This is a genomic window from uncultured Abiotrophia sp., from assembly GCF_963520105.1.
Classification (GTDB): Bacteria; Bacillota; Bacilli; order Lactobacillales; family Aerococcaceae; genus Abiotrophia.
Genome location: NZ_CAUQPN010000001.1, coordinates 364,220 through 388,130, shown reverse-complemented (window position 1 = coordinate 388,130; position 23,911 = coordinate 364,220). Strand labels below are relative to the sequence as shown.

Below are 23,911 nucleotides of genomic sequence, written 5' to 3'. Positions count from 1 at the left end.
GAATATTGGCTCATTCTCTCCCACCAATGGCTAGGCAAAACTAGCCTAGTTTGAACTAGAAGTGCTATAATAAAAGTGTATAAGACCTAAGTCCAAAGGAGTGACTGTCATGTTTCAGCCTTTAACTTACGATGGGCTAGCCCATCGTTTACCTAAGCGACCTAGCCAATCCCACAAGGGAACTTTTGGCCGGACGCTCTTAGTAGGCGGCAATGCTCAGCTAGGTGGCGCCATTATTCTAGCTGCTCAAGCGGCTGTCTACGCAGGCAGTGGCCTCACGACTGTTGCCACTGAAATTACCAACCACACGGCCCTCCATGCTCGTCTGCCTGAAGCCATGGTCAGTGACTGGTCTAATCTAGCTCAGCTTAAGGCGTTAACGCAGGCAGCTGATGTCGTTTTGCTTGGTCCAGGCATGGGACTGGACGCTTTTTCCTGCCAACGTCTGCATCGGATTTTAGATTGGCTAAAGCCTGGACAAAAGCTAGTCTTAGATGGCGATGCCTTAACGCTTTTGGCTCGTCATCCCCACCCCTTACCTAGTGGAGTGCCTGTAGTTATCACGCCCCACCAGGCTGAATGGCAACGCCTATCTGACCTTGCCATTGAAGACCAGACCCCTCAAGCCAATCAGGCCGCTCAAAAACAACTTGGCTTCAACCTAGTACTCAAAAAACCAGGTACAGAGATCTATCTGGCGGATGGTTCCTGCTACCAATTGACAGTCGGCACACCTGCCATGGCGACCGGCGGCATGGGCGACACCCTGGCTGGAATGGTCGCTGCCTTTTTGGCTCAATTCCCAGATGACTTTAATTTAGCCCTATGCAGTGCCGTTTTCCTCCACTCCTACCTGGCACAAGAAATAGCACAGACTCAGTGGGTGGTCCTACCCCATCAGATTAGTGAAAAACTCCCTAGCCTAATGAAGGATTTCATTGGCTAGGAAGCCTAATAAAAACAGCAAGCCTGAATTGTTAAGGCTTGCTGTTTGTTATTTATAGACCTGATTTACTGAATCAGAACTAGTAAACCTAGGACACAAATGCTAACAAAGAGTATAAGGAAGATGACAATGGCACCGACTAGCTGCCAGGTCTTGAGATTCTTTTCAGCCATGGCTTGATAAAGAGCATAATAATCGCTAATCCAAGAGCGACCATTGAAGAAGTACAGCTGCGGTAGCCCCTTAACTAAGAGCCAGTAGAGCACTTCACCCAACAAGATTGCTAAACTCACTTGTAACCAGAATGGGCCGTTTGGCAACCAGAAAGTCACAAAGGCATAGGCCACATAATAATGAATGAGACGATGCCCCAAGGCTACACAAGCTGAAAACTCAAGAATACGACGTAAAACAGGTGTCCCAGCCACGTAGGACAAGATAAGCCAAGTGGTAAAAAGTGGCACAGCTGCAGTCCATACCAGACCCATGAGCGCTGTTGTCCAATTTTGGCTAAGGAAGAAGGTCAGAAGCATTAAGCTACCGACTAGACCTAAACCCATTAATAAGACATACTTACTAGACAGACGGTAAATTTGATTGAGCAGAACTGGCACTAGGTAGACCAGGGAAACCCCAGACAAAAACGCTAAGGCATAAAAGGCTAGCTCTATATAAGCGAGTGGGCTACCATTCATAACACCAAAACCAGCCAATAGCCATAGGCTAGCCTGAACAACCATCCAGACCATGCCCTTACCTAGCAGACTTAGACTGGTACGGCCTAAAAGCCAGCTAATCAGCGCAACAAGCCCCGCTACTTGTACCCCATGGCCTAGATACCATAAACTCTTGAGACCACTTGCGGCATCAAGACTTAAGCTAGTCACCCCACCTAGCCAAAGCTGTCTGACATTTTCGATTAAGAGAGGACTAAAAATCAAGTCAAATTTACTCTGATTTAAAAGCGAAAAATCTAGCGCCAAAAGGCCAATCGTGGTGATAGAGGTCAACCACAGAACTGGCAACCAAGCAGACCAGACGGCTTGCCAGTGACGCCAAAAGGGGACATCCTGCTGCCGTTCTAAACGATAGGCCCATTGATAGCCAAGGACAGTGAAGAGACCGAGGGGAACCAATTGGCCCGCCAATAAATCACCTTGAAAAATTCCAACGCCCATAAGAACTAATAAAAATAGACCTTTAAGTCCATCTAGTCCTCGTAATTTTACCTCCTGTTGCATACCATCACCTTATTCTTTGCTTAAATATATAGACACTTCTATTATAGGAGATTTAAGCAAGAATGGAAAGACTGATTTACTCAAATCTGCCGAATTTTATCAAAAGATGCCAGTAAATTTACCTACCTGCTCTGTAAATAGATCAAAAGGCAGGAAGTCACTTCCTGCCTTAAGCTTATTTATAGGCACCCTTAAGTTCCATAATCATGTCACGCAGATCGGCGGCTGCTTCGAAATTGAGATCCTTAGCGGCCTGGCGCATTTCCATCTCCAAGCGTTCCAATTGCTCTTCTCTTTGTAGACGAGACAGCTTGCGGAACTGCTTGAGAAGGGACTCTTGCTTGTCCTCGTTTTCCACATCGTGGGTAATCCGGATTAAATCGCGAATCTCCTTCTTAATGGTTTGAGGAACAATCCCATGTTCTTGGTTGTAGGCCATTTGGATAGAACGACGTCGCTCTGTTTCTTCAATGGCATACTGCATCGAAGCCGTAATTTGATCCGCATACATAATGACGCGTCCATTAGCATTACGGGCTGCCCGACCAATAGTTTGTACCAAGGAACGTTCGCTTCGTAGGAAGCCTTCCTTGTCTGCATCCAGAATAGCTACTAGGGTGACTTCTGGCACGTCCAAGCCCTCCCGCAAGAGGTTAATCCCGACTAAGACATCAAAGACACCTAGGCGAAGGTCGCGAATAATTTCCGTTCTCTCCAGGGTCTTAATATCACTATGCAGGTACTTGACCTTGATATCTAGCTCCTTGAGGTAGTCGGTCAAATCCTCCGACATTTTCTTGGTGAGGGTAGTGATAAAGACCCGCTCATCTCGCTCAGTCCGAGCCTTAATTTCAGCCACTAAATCATCAATCTGACCTTCAATTGGCCGCACTTCAACTACTGGGTCCAAGAGGCCCGTTGGCCGGATGATTTGTTGAATGACCTCACCACCCGTATGCTCTAGCTCATAAGGTCCTGGTGTCGCAGAAACATAAATAATCTGGTTGACATGTTCTTCGAACTCTTCTAAGCGCAAAGGTCGGTTGTCCAGCGCACTTGGCAAACGGAAGCCGTAATCAATCAACTGCTGCTTGCGGCCCCGGTCACCATTATACATACCGCGGATTTGCGACATGGTGATATGGGACTCGTCCACTACAATCAGAAAGTCATCTGGGAAAAAGTCTAAGAGTGTATAAGGTGCTTGACCTGGTGCTCGGCCATCAATATGGCGAGAGTAGTTCTCAATCCCACTACAGTAGCCCATTTCAAGCATCATTTCCAAATCATAGGTGGTTCTTTGCTCTAGGCGTTGAGCTTCTAATAATTTATTGTCTGCTCGTAATTCGGCTAGGCGCTCTTCCAATTCCTGACGAATGGAGTCGACCGCCACTGCTGTCTGTTCTTGGCTGGCCACAAAGTGAGTCGCAGGGAAAATAGGATAATGGTCTACATCGTACTTAATTTCGCCGGTTAGAAAATCAACGACGCGGATGCGTTCTATCTCGTCCCCGAAGAATTCTACCCGAACCACTTCCTTGTCGCGCGAGGCCATAAAGATTTCTACCACATCGCCTCTTACTCGGAAGGTCCCTCGCTGAAAGTCAATGTCATTTCTAACAAATTGCATTTCAACCAAACGCGCTAGCAGAACATTACGAGGAATTTCCATGCCTTCTCGTAAAGACAAGACATGATTGCGGTAGTTCTCAGGGTCAACCAGGCCGTAAATACAGGAAACAGAGGCCACCACAATGACATCTCGGCGTTCAATTAAGGCTGAAGAAGCCGAATGGCGGAGCTTATCGATCTCATCGTTAATGCTGGCGTCTTTTTCAATATAAGTGTCAGACGATGGCACATAGGCTTCAGGCTGATAGTAGTCATAGTAGGAGACAAAGTACTCGACCGCATTGTTTGGGAAAAATTCTAGGAGCTCGCTATAAAGCTGCCCGGCTAGGGTCTTATTATGGGCCAAAACCAAGGTCGGTCTGCCCGTTTGCTTAATAACATTGGCAATGGTGAAGGTCTTACCGGTCCCTGTCGCCCCTAGCAAGACCTGCTCCTTAACGCCATCATTGACACCTTGGACCAAGGCTTCAATTGCTTCCGGCTGATCCCCACTTGGACTATAGGGAGATACTAATTGAAAATCCATGCCCTCTCCTCCTTCTATCTAGTCAATCAATGCGCGAACAAATTTTCGCTTCTTTTCTCATGATAACAAAAAGCTAGTCCCCTGTCTAGTCCAAGGACTTAGAAGTAAAGCTAGACGAATTTGAATTATTTTCCATCTTTTTATTGCATACTGACCGGGTTTTCATGTATAATAAGGCTTGTTGACTTAGTCCTTCGGACTATAGACAAATCGCAATGAAAGAGGTGACTCAAATGGCTAACAACCCATCAGCAAAAAAACGTATCCGTCAAACAGCTACTAAGACTGAAAGCAACCGTGCACACGTTTCTGCAATGCGTACTGCGGTTAAACGTTTCCGTTCTGCAGTAGAAGCTGGCGAAGCAAACGTTGAGGAATTATTCCGTCTAGCTGCTAAAGAAATCGACAGCGCAGCAACTAAAGGTTTAATCCACAAAAACAAAGCAGCTCGTGACAAGTCACGTTTGGCTCGTTTACTTAAAGCTAACTAAGAAAGTAGGCTACCTTGAGGGTAGCTTATTTTTTTGCCCTTGAAACAAAAAATTACTGGAACAGCTATCTGCTCCAGTAATTAAGGACTTCCTGTGATATAACGACTCACTAGTAAGTCAAATTGTATCTCCTTGACACCAATGCCCTGTTTGAGCTGAAAATCAGCCTCCGCTAAGGCATCATAGAAATCATAGAGCTGTCTTAAATCTAAGCGTCTAACCGTCTCTAAAGCCAATTTAACGCGATAGGGATGGACGCTCAATTGTTGCGCTATCTCAGCTTGCTGATAGCCCTGGTGTCCAAGCAATTTGACTTGAATCAACAAACGAAACTGACTGACCAAGAGCGCGTGCAAGGCCACGGGCTCGTGTTTGGCTAGAAGTAAATCTTGGTAAATTTGGACCGCTTGACTCAACTTTCGCTTCAAGACTGCCTGCGACAAGCTAAAAACATCCGTCTCAAGACTTCTCGGCACCAAGTCTTTGATGACTTCTAGGGTGATAGGCTTGCCTTGGTTGCTATATTGGGCCAATTTGTGGAGCTCCGCCATAGCCAAGGTCAAATCATCATTGACCCTCATACGTAACACTTCTAGCCCCTCACGGCTAATCTGGAGCGTGCTGTCTGCCAGATAGGCCTGGAGGTAGGCCCCCATTTCCTTAGCGTCTAAGGGCGCCACATCGACCCATTTGGCATGCGTCTGAAAAGCCTTGGTCAGCTTCTTGCGTTTATCAACTTGGTTACTGTCACAGAGCCAAATCAGCAAACTGCCAGGATTAGGATCTGCCAAGTAGGCTAGGAGTCGCTTCTGGTCTTGGTCATCGACCTTAACCTTAGAGTTTGAGACTAGGACCTGGGCATTATCGATCAGGACAACACGCTTATCTGCAAAGAAAGAGAAGGCATCTGCCTCGTCCAGAATGGTGGCTAATTCCGTGTCATTCAAGTCGAAGCGACTAACTTCAAAGCTACCTGCCTGATCTACTTGATCAATCAGGGCATCCTGCAACTGTTGCCGCAAATAGCGCTCGGTACCAACTAGAAAGTAATTGGCCCCTAATTGGCCCTTGCGGATTTGGCTGATGCTAGCTTGAAAGGTCATGCCTGTCCCCTCCCTTCTATTTACTCCTTGGCTTTACCTAGGCTTGCTTAGCCTCAAGCGCGCGCTCGATTAAATCTTGGAAAATCGCCATGCTGCATTCATCGTGTTTGGTCAAGCGCTCTGGATGCCATTGAACTCCCAGAATGAGGGAACCTTCTTGGCTTTCAATCGCTTCGATAACCCCATCCTTACTGCGGGCTGACACGATTAAGCCCTCTCCTAATTCCCGAATGGCTTGGTGGTGAATGGAGTTAATAAGGCAACCATCGGCCACTAATTGAGACAGGTAGCTACCGGCTTTTACCTTGATGGAATGGGTTGCCATGCTTGGACGTGATTTTTGGACGTGCTGAATGGTCACATTGGCCTGGCCTGCTAAATCCTGATAGAGGTTACCGCCCAGAACAACGTTGACCAGTTGCATGCCTCGGCAAATAGCTAAAATAGGTTTGCCCTGAGCCAAGGCCTCCTTAATAAGAGCCGTTTCGACTGCATCCCGCGTCGGCGAAGTAGCTTCAATATTGACATGTGGCTCTTCATTATAGAGATAAGGTGAGATATCCTCCCCGCCGGTCAAAACCAGACCATCAATGAGGCTCACGTAGTGGGCAGCACAAGTCGGCTCAGTCATAGGTAGGATGACCGGGGTCCCACCGGCCAAGCGTACTGCTTCCGTATATCCCCAAGGGGAGTAGTTTACCTTAAAAGATTTGAATTTATCTTCAGGGGCTTGCATAATGTTGCCCGTTACACCGATTACTGGCCGCATGGTCATTCCTTCTTTCTATATCTAGCCATAGAGCTAGTGAGTGGGGTTATTCCTCTTCTGCGAGCGCCTCATAAGCCTGAGTATCCACTTGGCTTAATTCAATTAGCCAGTGGTCCGCCGGATTCTTAGAATCCAAGAGGCTAGGATTTGCTTCTGCCGCCTCATTTCGCGCTACTACTTGACCTTTGAGGGGACTAGCGACCTCAATGGCCGCCTTAGAAGCTTCTAAATTAACTAGGGTATCATCGACATCTAATGCTCCTAGTGGGGCAATATTGGCGTAAGAGATATCGCCCGCATCACATTGGAGCTGGTCTGTCATGCCGATACGGTAACGGTCAGGTCCAACTACTTGGACCCAAAGTTGATTGCCATAACGTTTCATAATACTTAATCCTTTCTTCAACGATTAAAATTCCGAGTCGTTCTGGCTAGAGAACATGTAGGAGCGATGGTGATAACGCATGGACAGAATCAGCCCAATCCCAATCATATTCCCTAGGAGAGCAGACCCCCCTTGTGAGACGAAAGGTAACGGAATCCCCGTAATTGGCAAAAGCCCAATGTTCATCCCAATGTTTTCCAAAATATGGAACATAATCATGGTAATAACACCTGTCGCAATATAGGTGTAAAATTCATTCTTGGTCTCAAAACAAGTTTGCACCATTTGGTAAATTAACATGAAGTAGACAAAGAGTAGCACCCCTGCCCCAATAAAACCAAAGTTCTCACCAATAGTCGTAAAGATAAAGTCAGACTCACGGACTGGTACAGGGACTTGAGAGACTCCAAAGCCCTTACCAGATAATTGCCCTGACCCAATGGCTTTAATAGATTGAGCTAACTGGTAGGCATCACCACGCGTATCATCGAAAGGACGGAACCAAGAGTCAATCCGGGCGATTTGGTATGGTCGAACTAATCCAGTACTTAGCAAGAAGTCCCGTTGAAAGGCAGCCAAGTAAATAAGCACCCCACCTACAATGGTAACGGCCAGAGTAATCGGCAATAAGATTTTCCAAGAAATACCTGACATTAACACCATACCCGCAGTAATAGCTAGCAAGACTAAGTTGGTCCCCAAGTCATTTTGACGTTGAATCAAGAAAAGTGCCGGGGCAGCAAATAGAAGAATTTTCCCTAGTAGTAACCAGTCTGTTTTGATGCTACGGTTGGTGTATTCATTATTATGTTCTGTAATAATCCGGGCCATAAAGACGATATAGGCAATCTTGAAAATTTCCGAAGGTTGGAAACTAATCGGCCCTAAGCGGAACCAGGAACGTGCCCCTGTATCGGCAGCTAACCCTCGGTCGTGGAAGAAGAGGACGGCAATCAAGAGGACCAGCCCCACTCCATAAAAGATTGTAGATAGCTTCCAATATTGCTCACTATCAAATTGAATAGCCACTAAAATAGCAATGGCCCCAATACAGTACCAGAGTGCATGGTAGAGTGTCGGCAAAATGGATTTGTTCTCAATCATGACGGTAGTGGCATAAAGGCTCGCTAACCCAATAATGGCCAAAATCATGACGTTCAGGATAATCCCATAGTCAATGCGCGACTCTGAATGGTTATTCAGGCGTCTCACTGTTCTCATTAATAATCATTCCCTCGTTGTTTATAGTTTAATGGTTCTCTGCATTTTTACAGAGTAGAATAGACAATATTAAGGTTACCACATTTTGGCCTAAAATGCACTTACTGGCCAAGTCTTTTAGATGATTTTATTCCTATAGTTGGTTATAAGCAAAAAACATAACCTCAGATGACAGTCGGGAGTCAGAATGATATAATGAGACTGTATAAGATAAGGAGGCTATCCAATGACTAAAGGTGTTACTTTCTACTTCGTCAGACATGGCGAAACCTATCTCAATCGTTTGGGACGTTTCCAAGGCTGGGCTGATGCCCCTCTGACCCCAGAAGGCTTGGAAATTGTCCATCAATCAGGCCGTGGACTTGCGGACGTCAAGTTCGATGCTGTCTATACGAGCGATTTGGGTCGGACCATCAAAACGGCTCAGATTTTATTAGAAGAAAATCACCATAGCCAAGATTTAACCATTACCCCCATGCCAGAATTCCGCGAAGTCTTCTTCGGCTACTACGAAGGACTCGAAGCACAATCTGTCTGGCGGGACATGATTGCTGAAACCAATCATGAATTGGGACTACCACGTGATGCTGGCATCCAAGTAGAGGCGACCATGAACAAGATGAAGGCCTCTGATCCAACTGGCTTGGCAGAAAACTATCTAGAATTCTGGCATCGTGTTGAAACAGGTCTCCTAGAGCTCTTAAATCGCCATGCTGGCAGTGACCACAAAATATTGGTAGTCTGTCATGGTCTGACTATTCAGAATCTCATCCATGGTCTAGTAGCGGATTTCGAGTTGGGCGACCCCTTAGCCAACGCCTCCGTAACAACCGTTAAATACCTACATGGCCAATTTCAGCTCATTGCCTATAATCAGACTGAGCACTTTAAGGACATGGTGGATGTCATGGAGCTTTTGTAGCATAAATAACTATGGACCTGGGTTAAGACCTGGGTCCTTTTGCTATCTACTAGTTTGCCTTAAGGATAAAAAAGAGGCTGAAACCTGAGTTTCAACCTCTGTTACTTACTTATGAATGACTGTTATTATTTAACAGCGTCTTTCAAGGCTTTACCAGCTTTGAAACCTGGAACCTTGCTTGCAGCGATTTTGATTTCTTTACCAGTTTGTGGGTTGCGGCCTTTACGAGCTGCACGTTCACGTACTTCGAAAGTACCGAAGCCGATTACTTGAACTTTTTCGCCTTTTGATAAAGTTTCTTGGATGGTTTCGAACAACGCTTCAACAGTTGCTGTTACATCTTTCTTAGTTAAGTTAGTTTTAGCTGCTACTTTTTCTACTAATTCAGCTTTGTTTGCCATAATAAAACTCCTCCTAAAGTATGCGTGGTTACGCGTTTTTCCATAGCAGATTGCTATTTCTTGTATAGATTACCACATAATAGGCTTTAATACAATAGATTCGCCCTTTAAAATTTGATTTTTTAGCACTTTTCGCCTTATTGTCGCGCTCTCGTAATCAATTTAATCGGGGTTCCCTCAAAATAAAATGATTGACGCAATTGGTTCTCTAAGAAACGCTCATAAGAGAAGTGCATGAGCTCAACATCATTAACAAAAGCCACGAAGGTTGGTGGGTTGACAGCCACTTGAGTTAAGTAGTAAATCTTGAGGCGACGGCCTTTATCTGTTGGGGTTGGGTTCATAGCGACTGCATCCATTAAGACATCGTTCAAGACTGAAGATTGAATGCGACGGTGACGATTATCGTAGATGGTCTTCAAGAGTTCAGGCAATTTATTGAGACGTTGGCCTGTATGAGCACTAACGAAGAGGATTGGCGCAAAAGTCAAATATTGGAAATGCGCACGAATCTCCTTGGTAAAGGTCTCAAAGAGTTTATCACTCTTGTCTACTGCATCCCATTTATTGACCAGAATGACCATGCCCTTACCTGCCTCATAGGCATATCCAGCTACCTTCTTATCTTGTTCCCGAATCCCAGTCTCAGCATCTAAAACCAAGCAGACAATATCGGAACGTTCAATGGCGGACATGGCCCGCAGCACTGAATACTTTTCAGTGTTTTCGTAGACCTTGCCTCGCTTACGAATACCGGCAGTGTCAATCATGGTATAGCGCGTCCCCTCTTCATCTGTGAAATGGGTATCGACTGCTTCACGCGTGGTCCCTTCAATATTGGAGACGATGACCCGCTCTTCCTTAAGAATGGCGTTAACTAAACTGGACTTACCGACATTAGGGCGACCAATAAAGCAGAACTTGATGACATCTTCTTCCTCAGCTTCAGATAAGTCTGTTGGAAAATAGCTCACAACTGCATCCAAGAGATCTCCTAAACCCGTCCCATGGGAACCGGAAATAGGATAGGGATCGCCATGCCCCAAGGCATAAAAATCATAGACCATTTGGCGCATTTCTGGGTTATCTGCCTTATTGACAGCTAGGACAACTGGCTTATTAGTTCGGTGCAAGCGATGGGCGATGGCCTCATCTGCATCCGTCAAACCTTCTTGCATGCTAGTCAAGAAAACAATGACATCTGCCTCTTCCATGGCAATATCAGCTTGGTAGCGCACTTGATCCATAAGAGGCTCATCAATCATATCAATCCCACCGGTATCAATGACACGGAATTCACGGCCTAACCATTTACCCGTCGCATAGATACGGTCACGCGTCACCCCTGGATAATCTTCAACAATGGAGAGTCTCTCCCCCACCAATCGGTTAAATATTGTGGACTTCCCCACATTTGGGCGGCCTACGAGGGCCACGGTTGGCATGGACATAAGGTCTCCTCCTTCATTTATGGTTTATGACACGAAAAAGACTGACACTCAGGCCAGTCTTTCGTGGTTACAGTGGCTTATTCTTCGGTGTTAAGGTCGCCGAAAGCACCAGCTAACACATCACCTAAAGTGAAACCTTCAGCTTCTGCTACGATTGTAGGAGCTGGTTCAGCTTTAGCTCTAGGTTTACGTGGTTTTGATTCGCGTTTTGGCTTGTCGCTTACTTCGCCTTCAGGGCGTGCTGGACGTTCCAACAAAGCCTTGATAGACAATGATAAACGTTGGTCTTCTGGGTTAACGCTCAATACTTTCACGTCAACTTCTTGACCTTCTTGTAATTTCTCACCTGGAGTTGCAATGTGCTCATGAGAGATTTGAGAAATGTGCACCAAACCTTCTACGCCAGGTAATACTTCTACGAAAGCACCAAAGTCAGTCAAGCGTTTAACAGTCCCTTTGAGGACAGTCCCTTCACCAGCTTTTTCTTGGATGTTTTCCCATGGACCTTCTAAAGTATCCTTGATAGAGAGAGATACACGGCCGTCTTCTGGGTTAACTGAAAGAACTTTAACATTTACTTTGTCGCCTACGTTCAAGACATCGCCTGGTTTGCGGATGTGAGAGTGAGAGATGCGACTCAAGTGAACCAAACCATCTACATCGCCCAAGTTGACGAAAGCACCAAAGTTAGTTAAGCGAGCAACTGTCCCTTCAACGATAGAACCTTCTACCAAGTTAGCTAAAGCAGCTGCACGTTTCTCTGCACGTTCGCGTTCAGCGATTTCTTTGTGAGAGAGGATTAAACGGTTTTCTTTTTCATCAAGTTCAACGATGACAAAGTCTAAGGTTTGACCTACGTATACTTTGAGATCTTCTACGTAGAAAGAATCAACCATAGAAGCTGGCACGAAAGCACGTAAGCCTAAATCTACTACTAAACCACCTTTAACAGCTTCTTTAACAGGTGCTGTGATGATTTCTTTGTTATCGAATTTTTCTTTGAGCTCTGCCCATACTTTCTTAGACTCAAGGCGTTTTCTTGAGAGTAAGAAGTTCCCGTTTTCTTTATCACGGATTGGTTTTAAAACCACTACTTCAACTTCGTCACCGATGTTTACCACTTCAGTAAATTCGTTGAATGGTTTTGCTGAAAGTTCACGACGTGGAATTACACCTTCTAAACCGCCACTTTCTTTAATTGAGACACGTACTTGGTTATCTTCAAAAGCCAAGACGTCCCCTTTTACGACATCACCAGGTTTGATGTCTAAGACGCTATCCAAAGCATCCTCCATTGTTTGTAATTGTTGGTTTTCTACAGTTTCTGTCATCTACCAGTTCCTCCTAAGGCAATACTCAAGCGTTGTTCAGAAAATTTTTACGATTTGTGAACCTACTTAGCATCTATTTTATCAAATTCTAACCGATTAGTCTAGTCATAATTGCAATTTATTCTTTAATAGTCGAATTTTGCTTGGTTTTTAAGGCCTTACATTCGCTTTTGAATCATCTCCGTAAGTTTGGTCAAAAGTGAATCCAAGGTCTCATGGCTGGTATCAACTAAGATAGCATCTTCTGCCTGTTTAAGCGGACTGTGTTCACGAGTACTATCATAGAGATCACGCGCTTCAATATCCGCTTCAATTTCAGCCAAGGTTTGATCGGTCATGCCCCGCTCTAAGTTTTCCTTATAACGACGCGCAGCTCGAACGGCCACATCAGCGACGAAGAAAAACTTAATGCTGGCATTAGGTAAAACCACCGTCCCAATATCGCGGCCATCCATTACCACGGATTCTTTGGCGGCCATGGCTTGTTGCATGGCAACCAAAGCCTCACGAACTTGGGGCTGAGCTGATACTTCAGAGACCGCTTGCGTCACCGCAACACTACGAATAGCAGATGAGACATCTTCCTCCCCTAGGTATACGTGTTGTACTCCATCTTGGCGACGGAAGGACAAATCAAGCTGGGCTAATAGGTTCTCTAAGGCCGCCTGATCGTCTACACTCACTCCTTGGCGCTGCGCTGCTAAGGTAACCGCACGATACATAGCTCCTGTATCAATGTAGGTAATGCCTAATTGGCCAGCCAATAACTTAGCGACCGTACTCTTGCCTGAGGAAGCAGGCCCGTCAATTGCGATTGTCAAATGTGTCATCTATGCTTCATCCTCTTCTATCTCTCTACAAAAAAATAGAGCTTAGTTTCCTAAGCTCTATTTTACCCTAAAACTAGGGAATTCTCAATTTTTTATGGGATAACAATGGTTTGACCAGGTAAGATGGTTGTTTCAACCGTCGCACCATTAGCAGCTAACAGGGCATCTAGAGAAACCCCATTATTGGCTGCAATCCGGTACCAGGAATCCCCTGCTTGTACCACATAAGTCGTACCACCTTGGTTTTGCTGCTGCTGACCTTGTTGGTTTTGACCTTGCTGTTGACCTTGCTGGTTTTGGCCTTGTTGTTGGCCTTGTTGGTTTTGGTTAGGTCGTTCACCTTGCTGGTTATTCATGCCTTGACCAGATTCACTTGCTTTTGACTCAATGCTTGAAGCTGAGGCAAGAGCAGAACTAGATTCACTAGTGCTGCTAGAGCTTGCACTTGAACTTTCGGCACGAGAGATTGATACTTGTGAAGCAGTCCGTGGTGATGGATTCTGTGGACGTGACGCATTTACCCAGAAGAAGAGGATAAATGGTACAATACATACGCAGATAACCATAAAGAGCAAGACCTTGGATAAGGTAGTTGCCTCACGTTCTGGTTGGTTACGAGCTGATCGTGAATATTGGCGGTTTTTTAAGTTTTCGTCTTCACCAAATTTGTTGTTCCAAGGCATTCTAAATCTGCTTGACGTTTCCGATGATTGATTTGATGATTCATTCAAATTCTCTTGATCGAAATTTGATTTTTGTTCTTCAGACATCAAAATTCCTCCTAAAATATGATACAATGTGACTAGATCCATGAGGGGCACATGTTGCACATATTAATATTTACTAATTTATAGTACCATATTCTAAGCGACCTGTGCTAAAAATACAGTGGAAGTAAACGCTTTTATACGAATTTGATAAGTCGCTGTAACACTTCTGTAACATAAAAGGAGGATTTAGCATGTCTAAGTTAATTATTCAATCAGAAAGATGCATTGCCTGTGGCAAGTGTTATCTCAATTATCCACAAGTTTTTGATTGTGAAGATGACGGGATAGCCTTTGTGCAAGAAGATGCCACTGAGCAAGATCAGAAAATGGCACGTTCTGCCATCTTCGATTGTCCCACTCGCGCTATTGAAGAAGTCGATCATACCCCTTCTCCATCTCAGTAGCTATAAAACAAAAAAACGGCCGGGATTAATCCCGGCCTTTCTATTGCTTATTGGTAGCTAGCTGGCAAGAGCCCTCTCTTAATCAGATAAGCCTTGAATTGGTTATAAACCAAGGCGATGATAATTCCTAAGATAGCTCCCTTAAGCAAGTTAAATGGCACAATGGCTACTAAGACCATTTCTATCATATTTTTGATTGGCCAATGCATGACCTCTACATAGATAGGAAGCGCAATGAAATAATTGAGCAAGCTCATGACCAAAGTCAAGCTAAAGGCCAAGCTGATACATGTGAGCACAATCTGTTCAAGTTGCCAAGTGCCCTTCTTGCGACGCAGGTAAAAATGCAGAATCAACATCATGGTCATGGTGCCAATGAAACTCATGCTGACCCCTAGCGGGATGCCAGCTTCTCCACCCTTACGCAGATATTCAATGAAATCGCGGATGAAAGCTACCACTGCAGCCCCAATTGGCCCATTAATCAAGAGCCCGATGAAGACTGGCACATCACTAAAGTCGAACTTAAGAAAAGGTGCCGATGGCAACAAGGGAAAATCGAGCAGTCGGAAAACCACTGCCCAGGCCCCTAAAATAGCCAGTAATACTTGACGTGTCAATCGCATGTTTTTCATAGATATTCCTCCTTTTATTCGTCTTCTAGAAGCCAAAAAAATACGCTTACTTGGGAAAGTAAACGCAGCAAAGACAAATAAACCCTGTGAATCTATCTGTTAATTAGCTTACTTCTCCCATCCAGACTTTACTGTCGGTACTGGAATTTCACCAGTTCAACCTAGACCCTAAAGTACTAGGCTCGTGGACTTTACCACCGGTCGGGAATTTCACCCTGCCCTGAAGACTAATTGTATTATTCGATTGATACCTTCATTATAGCACAAGATGCCCGACTTGACTAGCCGGGCATCTTCTTATTTAAAATTTCTGGCAGGCATGGACTTGGACTGCCCTTTTCTTGCCTTACGGCCTGAGCTAGATGCAGGCGATTTACGAGACGGCTTTTGACCAGTTGGACGTCCCATTATACGCTTAGGTTTAGCTTTCCTTGCTTCTTGCCCAGCTTGTCCCTTGCTCTGACTCATTTGCTTAAGCTTATTGACTTCATGAGCTGTTAACTCTCGCCATTCTCCTGGCAAGAGCTTACCTAGAGTCAGAAAAGCATAGCGTTCCCGCTTGAGTTTGTTGACTGGGTGCCCCACCGCTTCAAACATACGCTTAACTTGGTGATTCCAACCCTCACGAATGGTCAATTCTACAATTGCCGTCTGGTTATCCAGATTCTGGCTTAAGAGTTGAGCCTTGGCTTTGGCTGTTTTCTTACCATCTAACACAATACCGGCTTCAAGTCGAGCAAGTGAGTTTTCAGATGGAATCCCTTTGACTTTGGCCACATAGACCTTATCAATTTGATGGCGCGGATGCATGAGTTGATTAGCAAAAGCTCCATCGTTGGTCAAGAGCAGAAGCCCAGTCGTATCATAGTCCAAACGTCCGACTGGATAAATTCGCTCTTCAATGCCTTGAACGTAGTCTAGGATGACTTGACGGTTCTTGTCATCAGACACAGCACTTATGACATGTCTTGGCTTATTAATCAGAATGTAGCGTGGTTCTTCCCGATAGATTGGAACGCCATCTACTTCTATACGATCCTTACTGGATACCTGAGTCCCTAATTCACGAACTGTCTGGCCATTAACGCTGACCCGGCCATCGGTAATCAGGCTTTCGCATTTACGGCGGCTAGCAATGCCCGCATGGGCCATTACTTTCTGCAAACGATCCATCTAATCCTCCTCCCCTTCTACTAAAACGGGATTAACTAATGGTGCATCTTGATAAGACACCTCATCATCTAAGCTAATCTGCCATTGCTTGGTATTAAATAACTCATCCGAAGTGACCTCATCATTGAGGTTAAGTGGCTCAATATTTGGTAAATCTTCTAAAGACTTGAGACCGAAATAGTCCATAAAGTAATCTGTTACCCCATAGAGAACTGGACGCCCCGGTGCTTCGAGTCGACCAATCTCACGAATCAAGTCGCGGGCAAGTAACTTTTGTAGCATAGTAATACTGGACACGCCACGAATCTCATCAATCCCCATACGGGTAATAGGCTGGCGATAAGCTACAATAGCTAGCGTCTCAACGGCAGCACGACTGAGCTTCTGGGTAAAGGGCGAGTGAGCATAGGCCTCCACATCAGGTGCCAACTCAGACTTAGTCACCAGACGGTATTGGTCATTGTAGTTAACCAATTCTACAGGTGACAGTGGGTCTTCCTGTAAATTCAATTGTAGTTGTTGCAAGGCCTCTGTCACTTGATTTAAGGGCACCTGAAGGCTAGCCGCCAAATCTTTACGACTGACCCCTTCAATTCCTGTTACAAAGATAATGCCATGCAGGCGGGTAATTAATTCCATCTATTCGACTCCGTCTATTTTTTCAATTTCAATTGGTGCCAAGGCTTCGGCCTGGTAGAAAACAATGAACTGCTTACGGACTAGCTCCAGAAGCGCCATAAAGGTCGTGATAATCTCCGGGCGACTGGCCTTGTCAATCAACTGTTCAAAAGACAAGCGTTCTTGCCGCTCTAGTCTTCCCAAGCGCGCTAAAATATCATCCATCTTCTGCTCCACTGTCAAAGGATCATGATGAATTTGGCGTTCCAAGGGCTGACGAGATAGTTGGCGGGCCAAGACATCTTGCATACGTGCCACCAGTTGATCCAGGCTAATTTCCCCTTCTTGTAGCGGTATTTGATCCTGATAGTCCGACAAGTCATCTGCTTGTTTAGAAAAGAGCGCTGCACGAGCTTCTTGGCGCATTTCTAGTAGTGAGGACACATCTTGGAATTGTTGATACAAGAGCAGTTGTTGCACCAACACTTGACGTGGGTCACCAGGCTCATAGTCGCCATCCAATTCAGCATCCGGCTCGATAGGTAGGAGCAGACGACTCTTGATTTCCAAGAGCGTGGCAGCCATCACTAAGTAATCGCCGGCTTGATCTAACTCTAACTCTTGCATGGAGTGAAGATAAGCCAAGTACTGACTGGTAATTTCGGCCATAGGGATATCATTAATATCCACTTTCATCTGTTTAATTAAGTGCAATAACAAGTCAAAGGGCCCCTGAAAAGAGGCCAATTGGAGCTTGAGTTGCTGCTTGTCCTTGGTCACTGAGCTATCTTGCCCCTGATGACCTTTAAGATTCTTGGTGTTCTTGGGCATAGCGACTGCTCCATTTGACAAGAAGTTCTGAGGTCAGACGAGACCCTAAGAAGGCGCTATTAGGATAGCGCTCCTTAAGTTCACTGAAAATCTGATAACCTACAGACTCATTGCGGAATGATGGTAAGAGGGCAATACGGTCAATAACGACTGACTCTGGATGTATTGACTCATTGCTAGGCGATTGAAAGGTTTCAACCCCCACCAAGCCAATGAAATTATCTTGGTCTTGCTCTCGATAGAGATAGATTTCCTTGCTATCAGATTGCCGGTAGGTTTCCAAAATCGACTGCAAGAGGTCGGTTTGGTGCTGCCCTTCTTCTAAAGTATAGGACAGTAAGCCGAGAATAATCTTTTCATTTTTATTTTTAGATTGAATGAGCACGGCGTACTCCTTTCTTCCCTAGCAATCTGGCAAGTCGCTTAAAGTAAAGCTAGGGTATTTTTAATTAAGTTCTTAAAGTGTGGTTTTACCTTAGCAGAGATTTCCATGACTTCCTCATGGTTGAGGCTAGACTGCATGCCACTTGCTAAGTTGGTAATGCATGAAACCCCTAAGACTTCCATACCACAATGTTTAGCCACAATGGCTTCTGGCACGGTTGACATTCCAACTGCATCACCACCAATGGTCCGCATGTAGCGAATTTCAGCAGGCGTCTCATAAGACGGCCCGGTAACCCAAGTGTAGACCCCTTGTTGGAGATGAATTCCTTCTTTGGCAGCAGCTTGACGTAAGATGGCTTGACCTCGCAAGCTATAAGTCTCTGTTAAGTCAACAAAACGTGGGCCATGAGCATCTAAGTTTGCGCCAATCAGTGGATTGTTACCTGCTAGGTTAAGGTGATCTGTAATAATCATTAAGTCGCCTGGTTGGAATGAAGTATTAATCCCACCTGCTGCATTAGTTACAATCACAGTTTCTACCCCAAGTTCCTTGAAGATACGAACTGGATAAGTCACAGTGTTCAAATCATAACCTTCATAATAATGGAAACGGCCCTGTAAAATCAAGACTTTTTTATCTGCCAAGTCCCCATAAACTAATTGACCAGCATGGCCAGCAACTGTAGAGACTGGAAAATTAGGAATATTTTCATATGGAATGCGGATAGCATTTTCCACATCTTCAGCAAGCTCTCCAAGGCCACTACCTAGGATTAAACCAACTTGTGGATAAGTTAAACCCTGGTCTTTTAAGTATTGAATGGTTTCTGTAAACATCTATTTTTCTCCTTGCTGACTATGTCCTAATTTAATTGACTTAAGAATGAAGAACCTTGTTCGGTCTTGGCAACGCCGAAGTTATCAGAAATGGTGGCTGCGATATCACTATAGTAACGCGCCTTGAGCTCACCTGCTTGCGTGAAGGATGGGCTGTAGGCCAGAATTGGCACATATTCACGGGTATGGTCGGTTCCACTATAGGTTGGGTCGTTACCGTGGTCAGCAGTAATCAAAAGTAAATCATCTTGGCGTAGCTTGCTATAGATTTCTGGCAAGCGGTTGTCGAAATCTTCTAAAGCTTGGGCGTAACCTTCTGTGTTGCGGCGGTGACCATAGATGGCATCGAAGTCCACTAAGTTAGTGAAGGACAAACCGGTAAAGTCACGGTCCATAATCTTCAGCAGTTGATCTACCCCGTCCATGTTAGACTTGGTCCGAACGGCATCCGTAATCCCCTTAGTGTTGAAGATATCGTTGATTTTCCCGATGGAAATCACATCATAGCCACCTGCCTTCAGGAAGTCCAGCGTTGTATCCGCAAAAGGGCTTAAGGCATAGTCATGACGGTTGGCAGTACGAGTCCAGTTACCAGGAGTCCCAATGTATGGGCGAGCAATAATACGTCCCAACATGTAAGGATCTTCTAAGGTAATCTCACGAGCATACTCACAAATGCGATAAAGTTCTTCTAATGGAATAATGTCTTCATGGGCGGCAATTTGCAAGACAGAGTCTGCAGAAGTATAAACAATTAGGTCCCCTGTCTTCATTTGATGTTCCCCATATTGGTCAAGCACTTCAGTACCAGAAGCCGGGGCATTGCAGACCACCTTACGACCAGAAAAGGCTTCAATACGCTCGATTAGTTCATCAGGAAAACCATCAGGGAAGACGCGGAATGGTGTTTCAATTTTAAGCCCCATGATTTCCCAGTGACCGGTCATAGTGTCCTTACCAGCTGAAACTTCTTCTAACTTAGTCCAGTAACCCTTGGAGGATGACACAGGTGTCAAGCCAGCTAGGTGCTCAATATTCGCCAAACCTAGCTCTACCATATGAGGGAGCTTTAGTCCTGCAACTTCAGCAATATGGCCTAGGGTATGGCTCCCTAAATCGTTGAAGTCTGCAGCATCTGGAGCTTCACCAATCCCAACAGAATCTAAGACGATTAAATGAATACGTTTGAATTTCATATTTTTTCCTCTTTCCCTAGACGGTCAGTGAATGACCGTCTTGATTATTAGGCCACCTCTCCAGTCGGAAGATGACAAGTTACGCGCGCGGGAAGTACTTACGATAGACTTCTTGCAAACGTTGGGTACTGATATGGGTATAAATCTGTGTCGTTGAAATATCCGCATGGCCCAGTAGTTCCTGAACCATACGCAAATCAGCACCATTTTCCAGCAGATGAGTTGCGAAAGAATGACGCAACATATGAGGTGAGACGGTTTGTTTAATACCAGCTAAGGCCACATACTTATTGAGATTTTTCCAAATTCCTTGACGAGTAAAAGCCTTACCCCGCTCTGTCAAAAAGACTTCCTGCGGACTGGAAGAGCCAGCTAATCTTAGGAAGCTAGGACGGACCTGTTCCAGATAGGCCTCTAGCCATTCAATGGCTTCATCAATCAAGGGAACTAGACGCTCCTTGTCCCCTTTACCTAGGGTTTGGATAAAGCCTAATTCTAAGTGTAAATCTTCTAATTTAAGCTGAACCAATTCTGTTACCCGCAGACCCGTGGCATACATGAGCTCAAAGATAGCCCGATCACGCAAACCATGTGGAGTGCTGGTGTCGGGGGCTTGAAGCAAGGCTTCAATCTCCCTAGCAGTTAGGACTTTAGGTAGATGTCTCCCTTGTTTAGGCCGATGGACTAGGGACATGGGATTCGTTTCCAGAATGCCCTCTTTGCGTAAAAAGAGGAAAAACTGCTTCAAACTGGATAGCATACGACTGGTCGAGGAAGCTGCATAGGAGGCTTGGCTAAGTTTTGCTAGAAAGGCTCGCACCGTTAGCTCATCAATCGCCTCTACATTGTCAATCTCCTGCTCCGTCAGATAAGCCTGAAACTTAGCCAAATCGCGCCGATAGCTCTGAATGGTATTGGCGGACCGGTTCATATCTAAGAGAAGATAACGTTCAAAATCCTGGACAGCCTGGCTAAACTTCATAGTTATTGCCTAATGGATCAATCTCTGCACTTGAGTCTTGGACTTGAGTCAGATAGAGTCCATCTCCTTTGACCTGACGAATGAGGCCTTGTTTCATTAGAGTCCCAACGGCACGTTTAAATTGGGCCTTAGAAATGCCAAGCTGAGTCTGGATACTTGCTGGATCTGATTTATCATGAAGTGGCAAATAATGTCCGGGCGCTTTTCTTAAGATGGCTTGAATCATACCGGCATCATCATCCAAAGCTTCATAAGCTCGTGGCTTGACCGACAAATTAAGGCCGCCGTCTTCACGCACGCCGATAATACGAGCTTGCAAGACTTGACCAAGACGTGGAGTATCAAGAGTCTCACTTTCATGTAAGAAAGCCGAGTGTCCACCGTCTGTAATACAGAGAGAACCCGCTAACTTGACCTTATAGACGGTAGCTGTGACATTGAGATTCTTCATGGCACGGGCTGCCCGCTTAAAATAGGCTTGCATAGCTTCGGGTTCAATCAATTTACCCCAGAAACGATTCTTAGCATCCACTTGATAGGTCAGGAAGAGTCGGTCACCCTTCTTAGGCCAGAGGGCTGTATTAAGAGGTAGGTCATCCAAGGATACGACCACTTCCTTATCCTGCAAGCCAATATCAACAAAGACGCCTAAATCCTTACGGGTGCTGACCACACTGCCCCAACCATAGATTTCAGGTCGGATAGTTGGCAAGTCAACTTGAATTACTTTCTTTCGGGCCTTGGTTTCATAGATAAGGCCTTCAATCTGGTCACCAACTTGGTACTTTTCTATATCTATCTGCCCCGGTAGAACGGTGAAGGTCTCACCTTCATATTGTGCGAAAAAGTGACGCTCATTTTTGTCACTGATGCGGGCCTTGACTATTTGTCCGTAACGAACCACCTCATCGCCTCCTTTTTTTCTTCTACATTTTAACACAAAAAGGTCAAAATATAAAGGAAAGTCCGACTTGTTTGACCTAAGAGTAACCCGAGGGTCTTAAATGAAATTTAGAAATCCTGCATCAGAGTAAGCGCCATCAAACTCAGCTCGCAACCTCCCCCAAAAATACACAAAAAGAGAGATTGGAACAAGTTCCAACCTCTCCATCAATTATTTGGCGTATTCAACCGCGCGCGTTTCGCGAATAACGGTTACTTTAATATTGCCTGGGTAGTTCATTTCTGCTTCAATCCGGTTGCGGATATCACGAGCGATTCGTGAGGCGCCAGCGTCATTGACTTCATTTGGACGAACCATGACACGGACTTCGCGCCCAGCTTGAATAGCAAAACTATTAGCCACGCCTGGGAAACTATTAGAGATTTCTTCTAATTTTTCCAGACGGCGGATGTAGCTTTCCAAGGATTCACTGCGGGCACCTGGACGTGCTGCAGATAAGGCATCAGCGGCAGCTACCAAGATAGCAATGGTCGAAGTTGGGTCAGTGTCACCATGGTGGGAAGCAATAGCATTCACTACTACTTCTGGCTCGTTGTATTTCTTGGCAATCTCTGCCCCGATTTCAACGTGTGAGCCTTCAATCTCATGGTCAAGTGCCTTACCAATATCATGCAGAAGACCTGCACGTTTGGCTAGAGCCACATCTTCACCTAACTCACCAGCCATAACGCCAGCAAGTTTGGCAACTTCAATACTGTGGTTCAAGACGTTCTGCCCATAACTGGTTCTAAAGGATAGACGACCAATAATCTTGATTAAATCAGGATGGAGAGAATGAATTCCCACATCAAAGGTCGCTTGTTCCCCGATTTCTCGGATTTTCTCGTCAATCTCGCGACGCGCCCGGTCCACCATTTCTTCAATACGCGCTGGATGAATCCGGCCGTCTTGAATCAGTTTCTCCAAAGCCAACTTAGCAATTTGACGTCGAATTGGGTCAAAACCACTTAATACGACTGCTTCTGGCGTGTCATCGATAATTAAATCAATCCCGGTTAAGCTTTCCAAAGTACGGATGTTGCGGCCTTCTCGCCCGATAATCCGACCTTTCATGTCATCACTTGGTAAGTGTACTACGGTCACTGTATTCTCAGACACAATGTCCGGAGCACTCCGTTGAATGGCTTGTAAGATAATGTTTTTGGCATTGCGATCAGCTTCATCTTTAGCCTTTTGCTCTGCATTCCGAATCATGACTGCAATTTCTTGGGACAAAGCTTGCTCTGTCTCAGTCATAATGATGTTTTGCGCCTCTTGACGCGATAGGGTTGCCACCCGTTCTAATTCACTTTGTTGGGCAACGACCAATTCTTGAACCTTCTCTTCCTGTTGGGTCAAGGTCTTTTGACGTTTTTGATAGTCTTGTTCCTTGCTCTCAAGATTGAGTTCGCGTTTGTCTAAGATCAGACTCTTTTGGTCCAAGGTCTCTTCCCGTTGAAGGAGACGTTTTTCCATTCCTGTTACTTCGGTCCGGCGTTCCTTCAGTTCTTGTTCTAATTCATTACGGTACTTGAGATTTTCTTCTTTGGCTTCGAACAAGGCTTCCCGCTTGAGGGTCTTAGCCTGTGCAATAGCCGCATCAACAATGGATTCTGCATTTGCCTTAGCATTTCCGATGTGCTTTTCATCGCTTTTCTTCTTGAAAATATAGCCGATCACTACCCCGATAATTAAAGCAACGATTACTGCGAAGGTGAGCTGCAATAGGTCCATCGTATCACCTCCTATTAATCTATTCATTATTATCGTTATTCATTTCAAATTTTTGGATGATTTCAAAATAAATAATGTGTCAACCACACCCTCTATCATACGGTTTTATGGGCCGTCTGTCAATCCCTAGTCATGGCCAGATAGACCTAACA

At 45.2% G+C, this 23,911-nt stretch carries 24 protein-coding genes, 1 pseudogene and 1 riboswitch; of the genes and pseudogenes, 4 read left to right on the top strand and 21 right to left on the bottom strand.

Annotated elements, in window-relative coordinates; translation table 11 throughout:
• Positions 1–109: 109 nt before the first annotated feature.
• Positions 110–946: an NAD(P)H-hydrate dehydratase gene (locus RWO08_RS01770; RefSeq protein WP_306486802.1), complete on the top strand. Its 837-nt coding sequence runs from the start codon at positions 110–112 to the stop codon at positions 944–946.
• Positions 947–1,011: 65 nt separating this feature from the next.
• Here RWO08_RS01770 and RWO08_RS01765 read toward each other — a convergent pair whose 3' ends face one another.
• Together RWO08_RS01765 and uvrB are read right to left on the bottom strand one after the other, a co-directional pair.
• Positions 1,012–2,124, bottom strand: a complete 1,113-nt coding sequence (locus RWO08_RS01765; protein ID WP_306486801.1) for a hypothetical protein — start codon at positions 2,122–2,124, stop codon at positions 1,012–1,014.
• Between the two features lie 238 nt (positions 2,125–2,362).
• The gene (uvrB, locus tag RWO08_RS01760; RefSeq protein WP_070755430.1) at positions 2,363–4,345 is read right to left on the bottom strand and encodes an excinuclease ABC subunit UvrB; all 1,983 of its coding nucleotides are present in this window, start codon (positions 4,343–4,345) and stop codon (positions 2,363–2,365) included.
• 233 nt (positions 4,346–4,578) lie between these two features.
• Between uvrB and rpsT the strand changes: the two genes are divergently transcribed.
• Positions 4,579–4,836 (top strand): 30S ribosomal protein S20, encoded by a 258-nt coding sequence (gene rpsT / locus RWO08_RS01755; protein WP_070755429.1) that lies wholly within the window; start codon positions 4,579–4,581, stop codon positions 4,834–4,836.
• A gap of 80 nt (positions 4,837–4,916) precedes the next feature.
• Here rpsT and holA read toward each other — a convergent pair whose 3' ends face one another.
• From holA to RWO08_RS01735, 4 genes are read right to left on the bottom strand one after another with little or no spacing between them, the layout of a single operon-like run.
• The gene (gene holA, locus RWO08_RS01750; protein ID WP_306486800.1) at positions 4,917–5,939 is read right to left on the bottom strand and encodes a DNA polymerase III subunit delta; all 1,023 of its coding nucleotides are present in this window, start codon (positions 5,937–5,939) and stop codon (positions 4,917–4,919) included.
• Positions 5,940–5,976: 37 nt separating this feature from the next.
• Positions 5,977–6,708 (bottom strand): gamma-glutamyl-gamma-aminobutyrate hydrolase family protein, encoded by a 732-nt coding sequence (locus tag RWO08_RS01745; RefSeq protein WP_291431520.1) that lies wholly within the window; start codon positions 6,706–6,708, stop codon positions 5,977–5,979.
• 46 nt (positions 6,709–6,754) lie between these two features.
• Complete coding sequence (locus RWO08_RS01740) at positions 6,755–7,093, bottom strand: glycine cleavage system protein H (RefSeq protein WP_070755426.1); 339 nt, start codon at positions 7,091–7,093, stop codon at positions 6,755–6,757.
• Positions 7,094–7,117: 24 nt separating this feature from the next.
• Positions 7,118–8,314 carry an FtsW/RodA/SpoVE family cell cycle protein gene (locus RWO08_RS01735; protein WP_070755425.1) on the bottom strand — a complete coding sequence of 399 codons (1,197 nt, stop codon included), beginning with the start codon at positions 8,312–8,314 and terminating at the stop codon, positions 7,118–7,120.
• A 226-nt stretch (positions 8,315–8,540) separates the two neighbouring features.
• Here RWO08_RS01735 and RWO08_RS01730 point away from each other — a divergent pair, with 226 nt between their 5' ends.
• Entirely contained in the window at positions 8,541–9,236 is a 696-nt protein-coding gene (locus RWO08_RS01730; RefSeq protein ID WP_291431523.1) for a histidine phosphatase family protein, read from the top strand.
• 125 nt (positions 9,237–9,361) lie between these two features.
• Here the strand turns inward: RWO08_RS01730 and RWO08_RS01725 are convergent, their stop codons facing one another.
• The 5 genes from RWO08_RS01725 to RWO08_RS01705 all read right to left on the bottom strand — a co-directional run bounded on the left by RWO08_RS01725 (position 9,362) and on the right by RWO08_RS01705 (position 14,019).
• Positions 9,362–9,637: an HU family DNA-binding protein gene (locus RWO08_RS01725; protein ID WP_023390831.1), complete on the bottom strand. Its 276-nt coding sequence runs from the start codon at positions 9,635–9,637 to the stop codon at positions 9,362–9,364.
• A gap of 137 nt (positions 9,638–9,774) precedes the next feature.
• Positions 9,775–11,088, bottom strand: a complete 1,314-nt coding sequence (gene der, locus RWO08_RS01720) for a ribosome biogenesis GTPase Der (protein WP_291427257.1) — start codon at positions 11,086–11,088, stop codon at positions 9,775–9,777.
• 77 nt (positions 11,089–11,165) lie between these two features.
• A complete protein-coding gene (rpsA, locus tag RWO08_RS01715) occupies positions 11,166–12,419 on the bottom strand; it encodes a 30S ribosomal protein S1 (RefSeq protein WP_070755422.1) in 1,254 nt (417 codons plus the stop codon).
• Positions 12,420–12,577: 158 nt separating this feature from the next.
• Positions 12,578–13,249, bottom strand: a complete 672-nt coding sequence (gene cmk / locus RWO08_RS01710) for a (d)CMP kinase (protein ID WP_070755421.1) — start codon at positions 13,247–13,249, stop codon at positions 12,578–12,580.
• Positions 13,250–13,341: 92 nt separating this feature from the next.
• The gene (locus tag RWO08_RS01705) at positions 13,342–14,019 is read right to left on the bottom strand and encodes a LysM domain-containing protein (protein WP_291427254.1); all 678 of its coding nucleotides are present in this window, start codon (positions 14,017–14,019) and stop codon (positions 13,342–13,344) included.
• A 191-nt stretch (positions 14,020–14,210) separates the two neighbouring features.
• Between RWO08_RS01705 and RWO08_RS01700 the strand changes: the two genes are divergently transcribed.
• Positions 14,211–14,423, top strand: coding sequence for a ferredoxin (locus tag RWO08_RS01700; RefSeq protein WP_070755419.1), 213 nt, complete (start codon positions 14,211–14,213; stop codon positions 14,421–14,423).
• A 47-nt stretch (positions 14,424–14,470) separates the two neighbouring features.
• Here RWO08_RS01700 and RWO08_RS01695 read toward each other — a convergent pair whose 3' ends face one another.
• The 10 genes and pseudogenes from RWO08_RS01695 to rny all read right to left on the bottom strand — a co-directional run bounded on the left by RWO08_RS01695 (position 14,471) and on the right by rny (position 23,759).
• Complete coding sequence (locus tag RWO08_RS01695; protein ID WP_070755418.1) at positions 14,471–15,058, bottom strand: ECF transporter S component; 588 nt, start codon at positions 15,056–15,058, stop codon at positions 14,471–14,473.
• A 105-nt stretch (positions 15,059–15,163) separates the two neighbouring features.
• Positions 15,164–15,290, bottom strand: a riboswitch (FMN riboswitch).
• A 242-nt stretch (positions 15,291–15,532) separates the two neighbouring features.
• Positions 15,533–16,231 (bottom strand): annotated as a pseudogene (locus RWO08_RS01690) (pseudouridine synthase); the annotation flags it as partial.
• Entirely contained in the window at positions 16,232–16,870 is a 639-nt protein-coding gene (gene scpB / locus RWO08_RS01685) for an SMC-Scp complex subunit ScpB (protein WP_070755416.1), read from the bottom strand.
• The gene (locus tag RWO08_RS01680) at positions 16,871–17,680 is read right to left on the bottom strand and encodes a ScpA family protein (protein WP_083316241.1); all 810 of its coding nucleotides are present in this window, start codon (positions 17,678–17,680) and stop codon (positions 16,871–16,873) included.
• The gene (locus tag RWO08_RS01675; protein ID WP_314211092.1) at positions 17,655–18,065 is read right to left on the bottom strand and encodes a hypothetical protein; all 411 of its coding nucleotides are present in this window, start codon (positions 18,063–18,065) and stop codon (positions 17,655–17,657) included. Before RWO08_RS01675 ends, RWO08_RS01680 begins: the two co-directional genes overlap by 26 nt.
• 38 nt (positions 18,066–18,103) lie before the next feature.
• The gene (locus tag RWO08_RS01670; protein WP_314211091.1) at positions 18,104–18,904 is read right to left on the bottom strand and encodes a purine-nucleoside phosphorylase; all 801 of its coding nucleotides are present in this window, start codon (positions 18,902–18,904) and stop codon (positions 18,104–18,106) included.
• 26 nt (positions 18,905–18,930) lie between these two features.
• A complete protein-coding gene (gene deoB, locus RWO08_RS01665) occupies positions 18,931–20,100 on the bottom strand; it encodes a phosphopentomutase (RefSeq protein ID WP_314211090.1) in 1,170 nt (389 codons plus the stop codon).
• Between the two features lie 79 nt (positions 20,101–20,179).
• Entirely contained in the window at positions 20,180–21,082 is a 903-nt protein-coding gene (xerD, locus tag RWO08_RS01660; RefSeq protein WP_311468997.1) for a site-specific tyrosine recombinase XerD, read from the bottom strand.
• Complete coding sequence (locus tag RWO08_RS01655) at positions 21,072–21,986, bottom strand: hypothetical protein (protein ID WP_311468995.1); 915 nt, start codon at positions 21,984–21,986, stop codon at positions 21,072–21,074. Before RWO08_RS01655 ends, xerD begins: the two co-directional genes overlap by 11 nt.
• 210 nt (positions 21,987–22,196) lie before the next feature.
• The gene (gene rny / locus RWO08_RS01650) at positions 22,197–23,759 is read right to left on the bottom strand and encodes a ribonuclease Y (RefSeq protein ID WP_035363833.1); all 1,563 of its coding nucleotides are present in this window, start codon (positions 23,757–23,759) and stop codon (positions 22,197–22,199) included.
• Between the last annotated feature and the right edge of the window lie 152 nt (positions 23,760–23,911).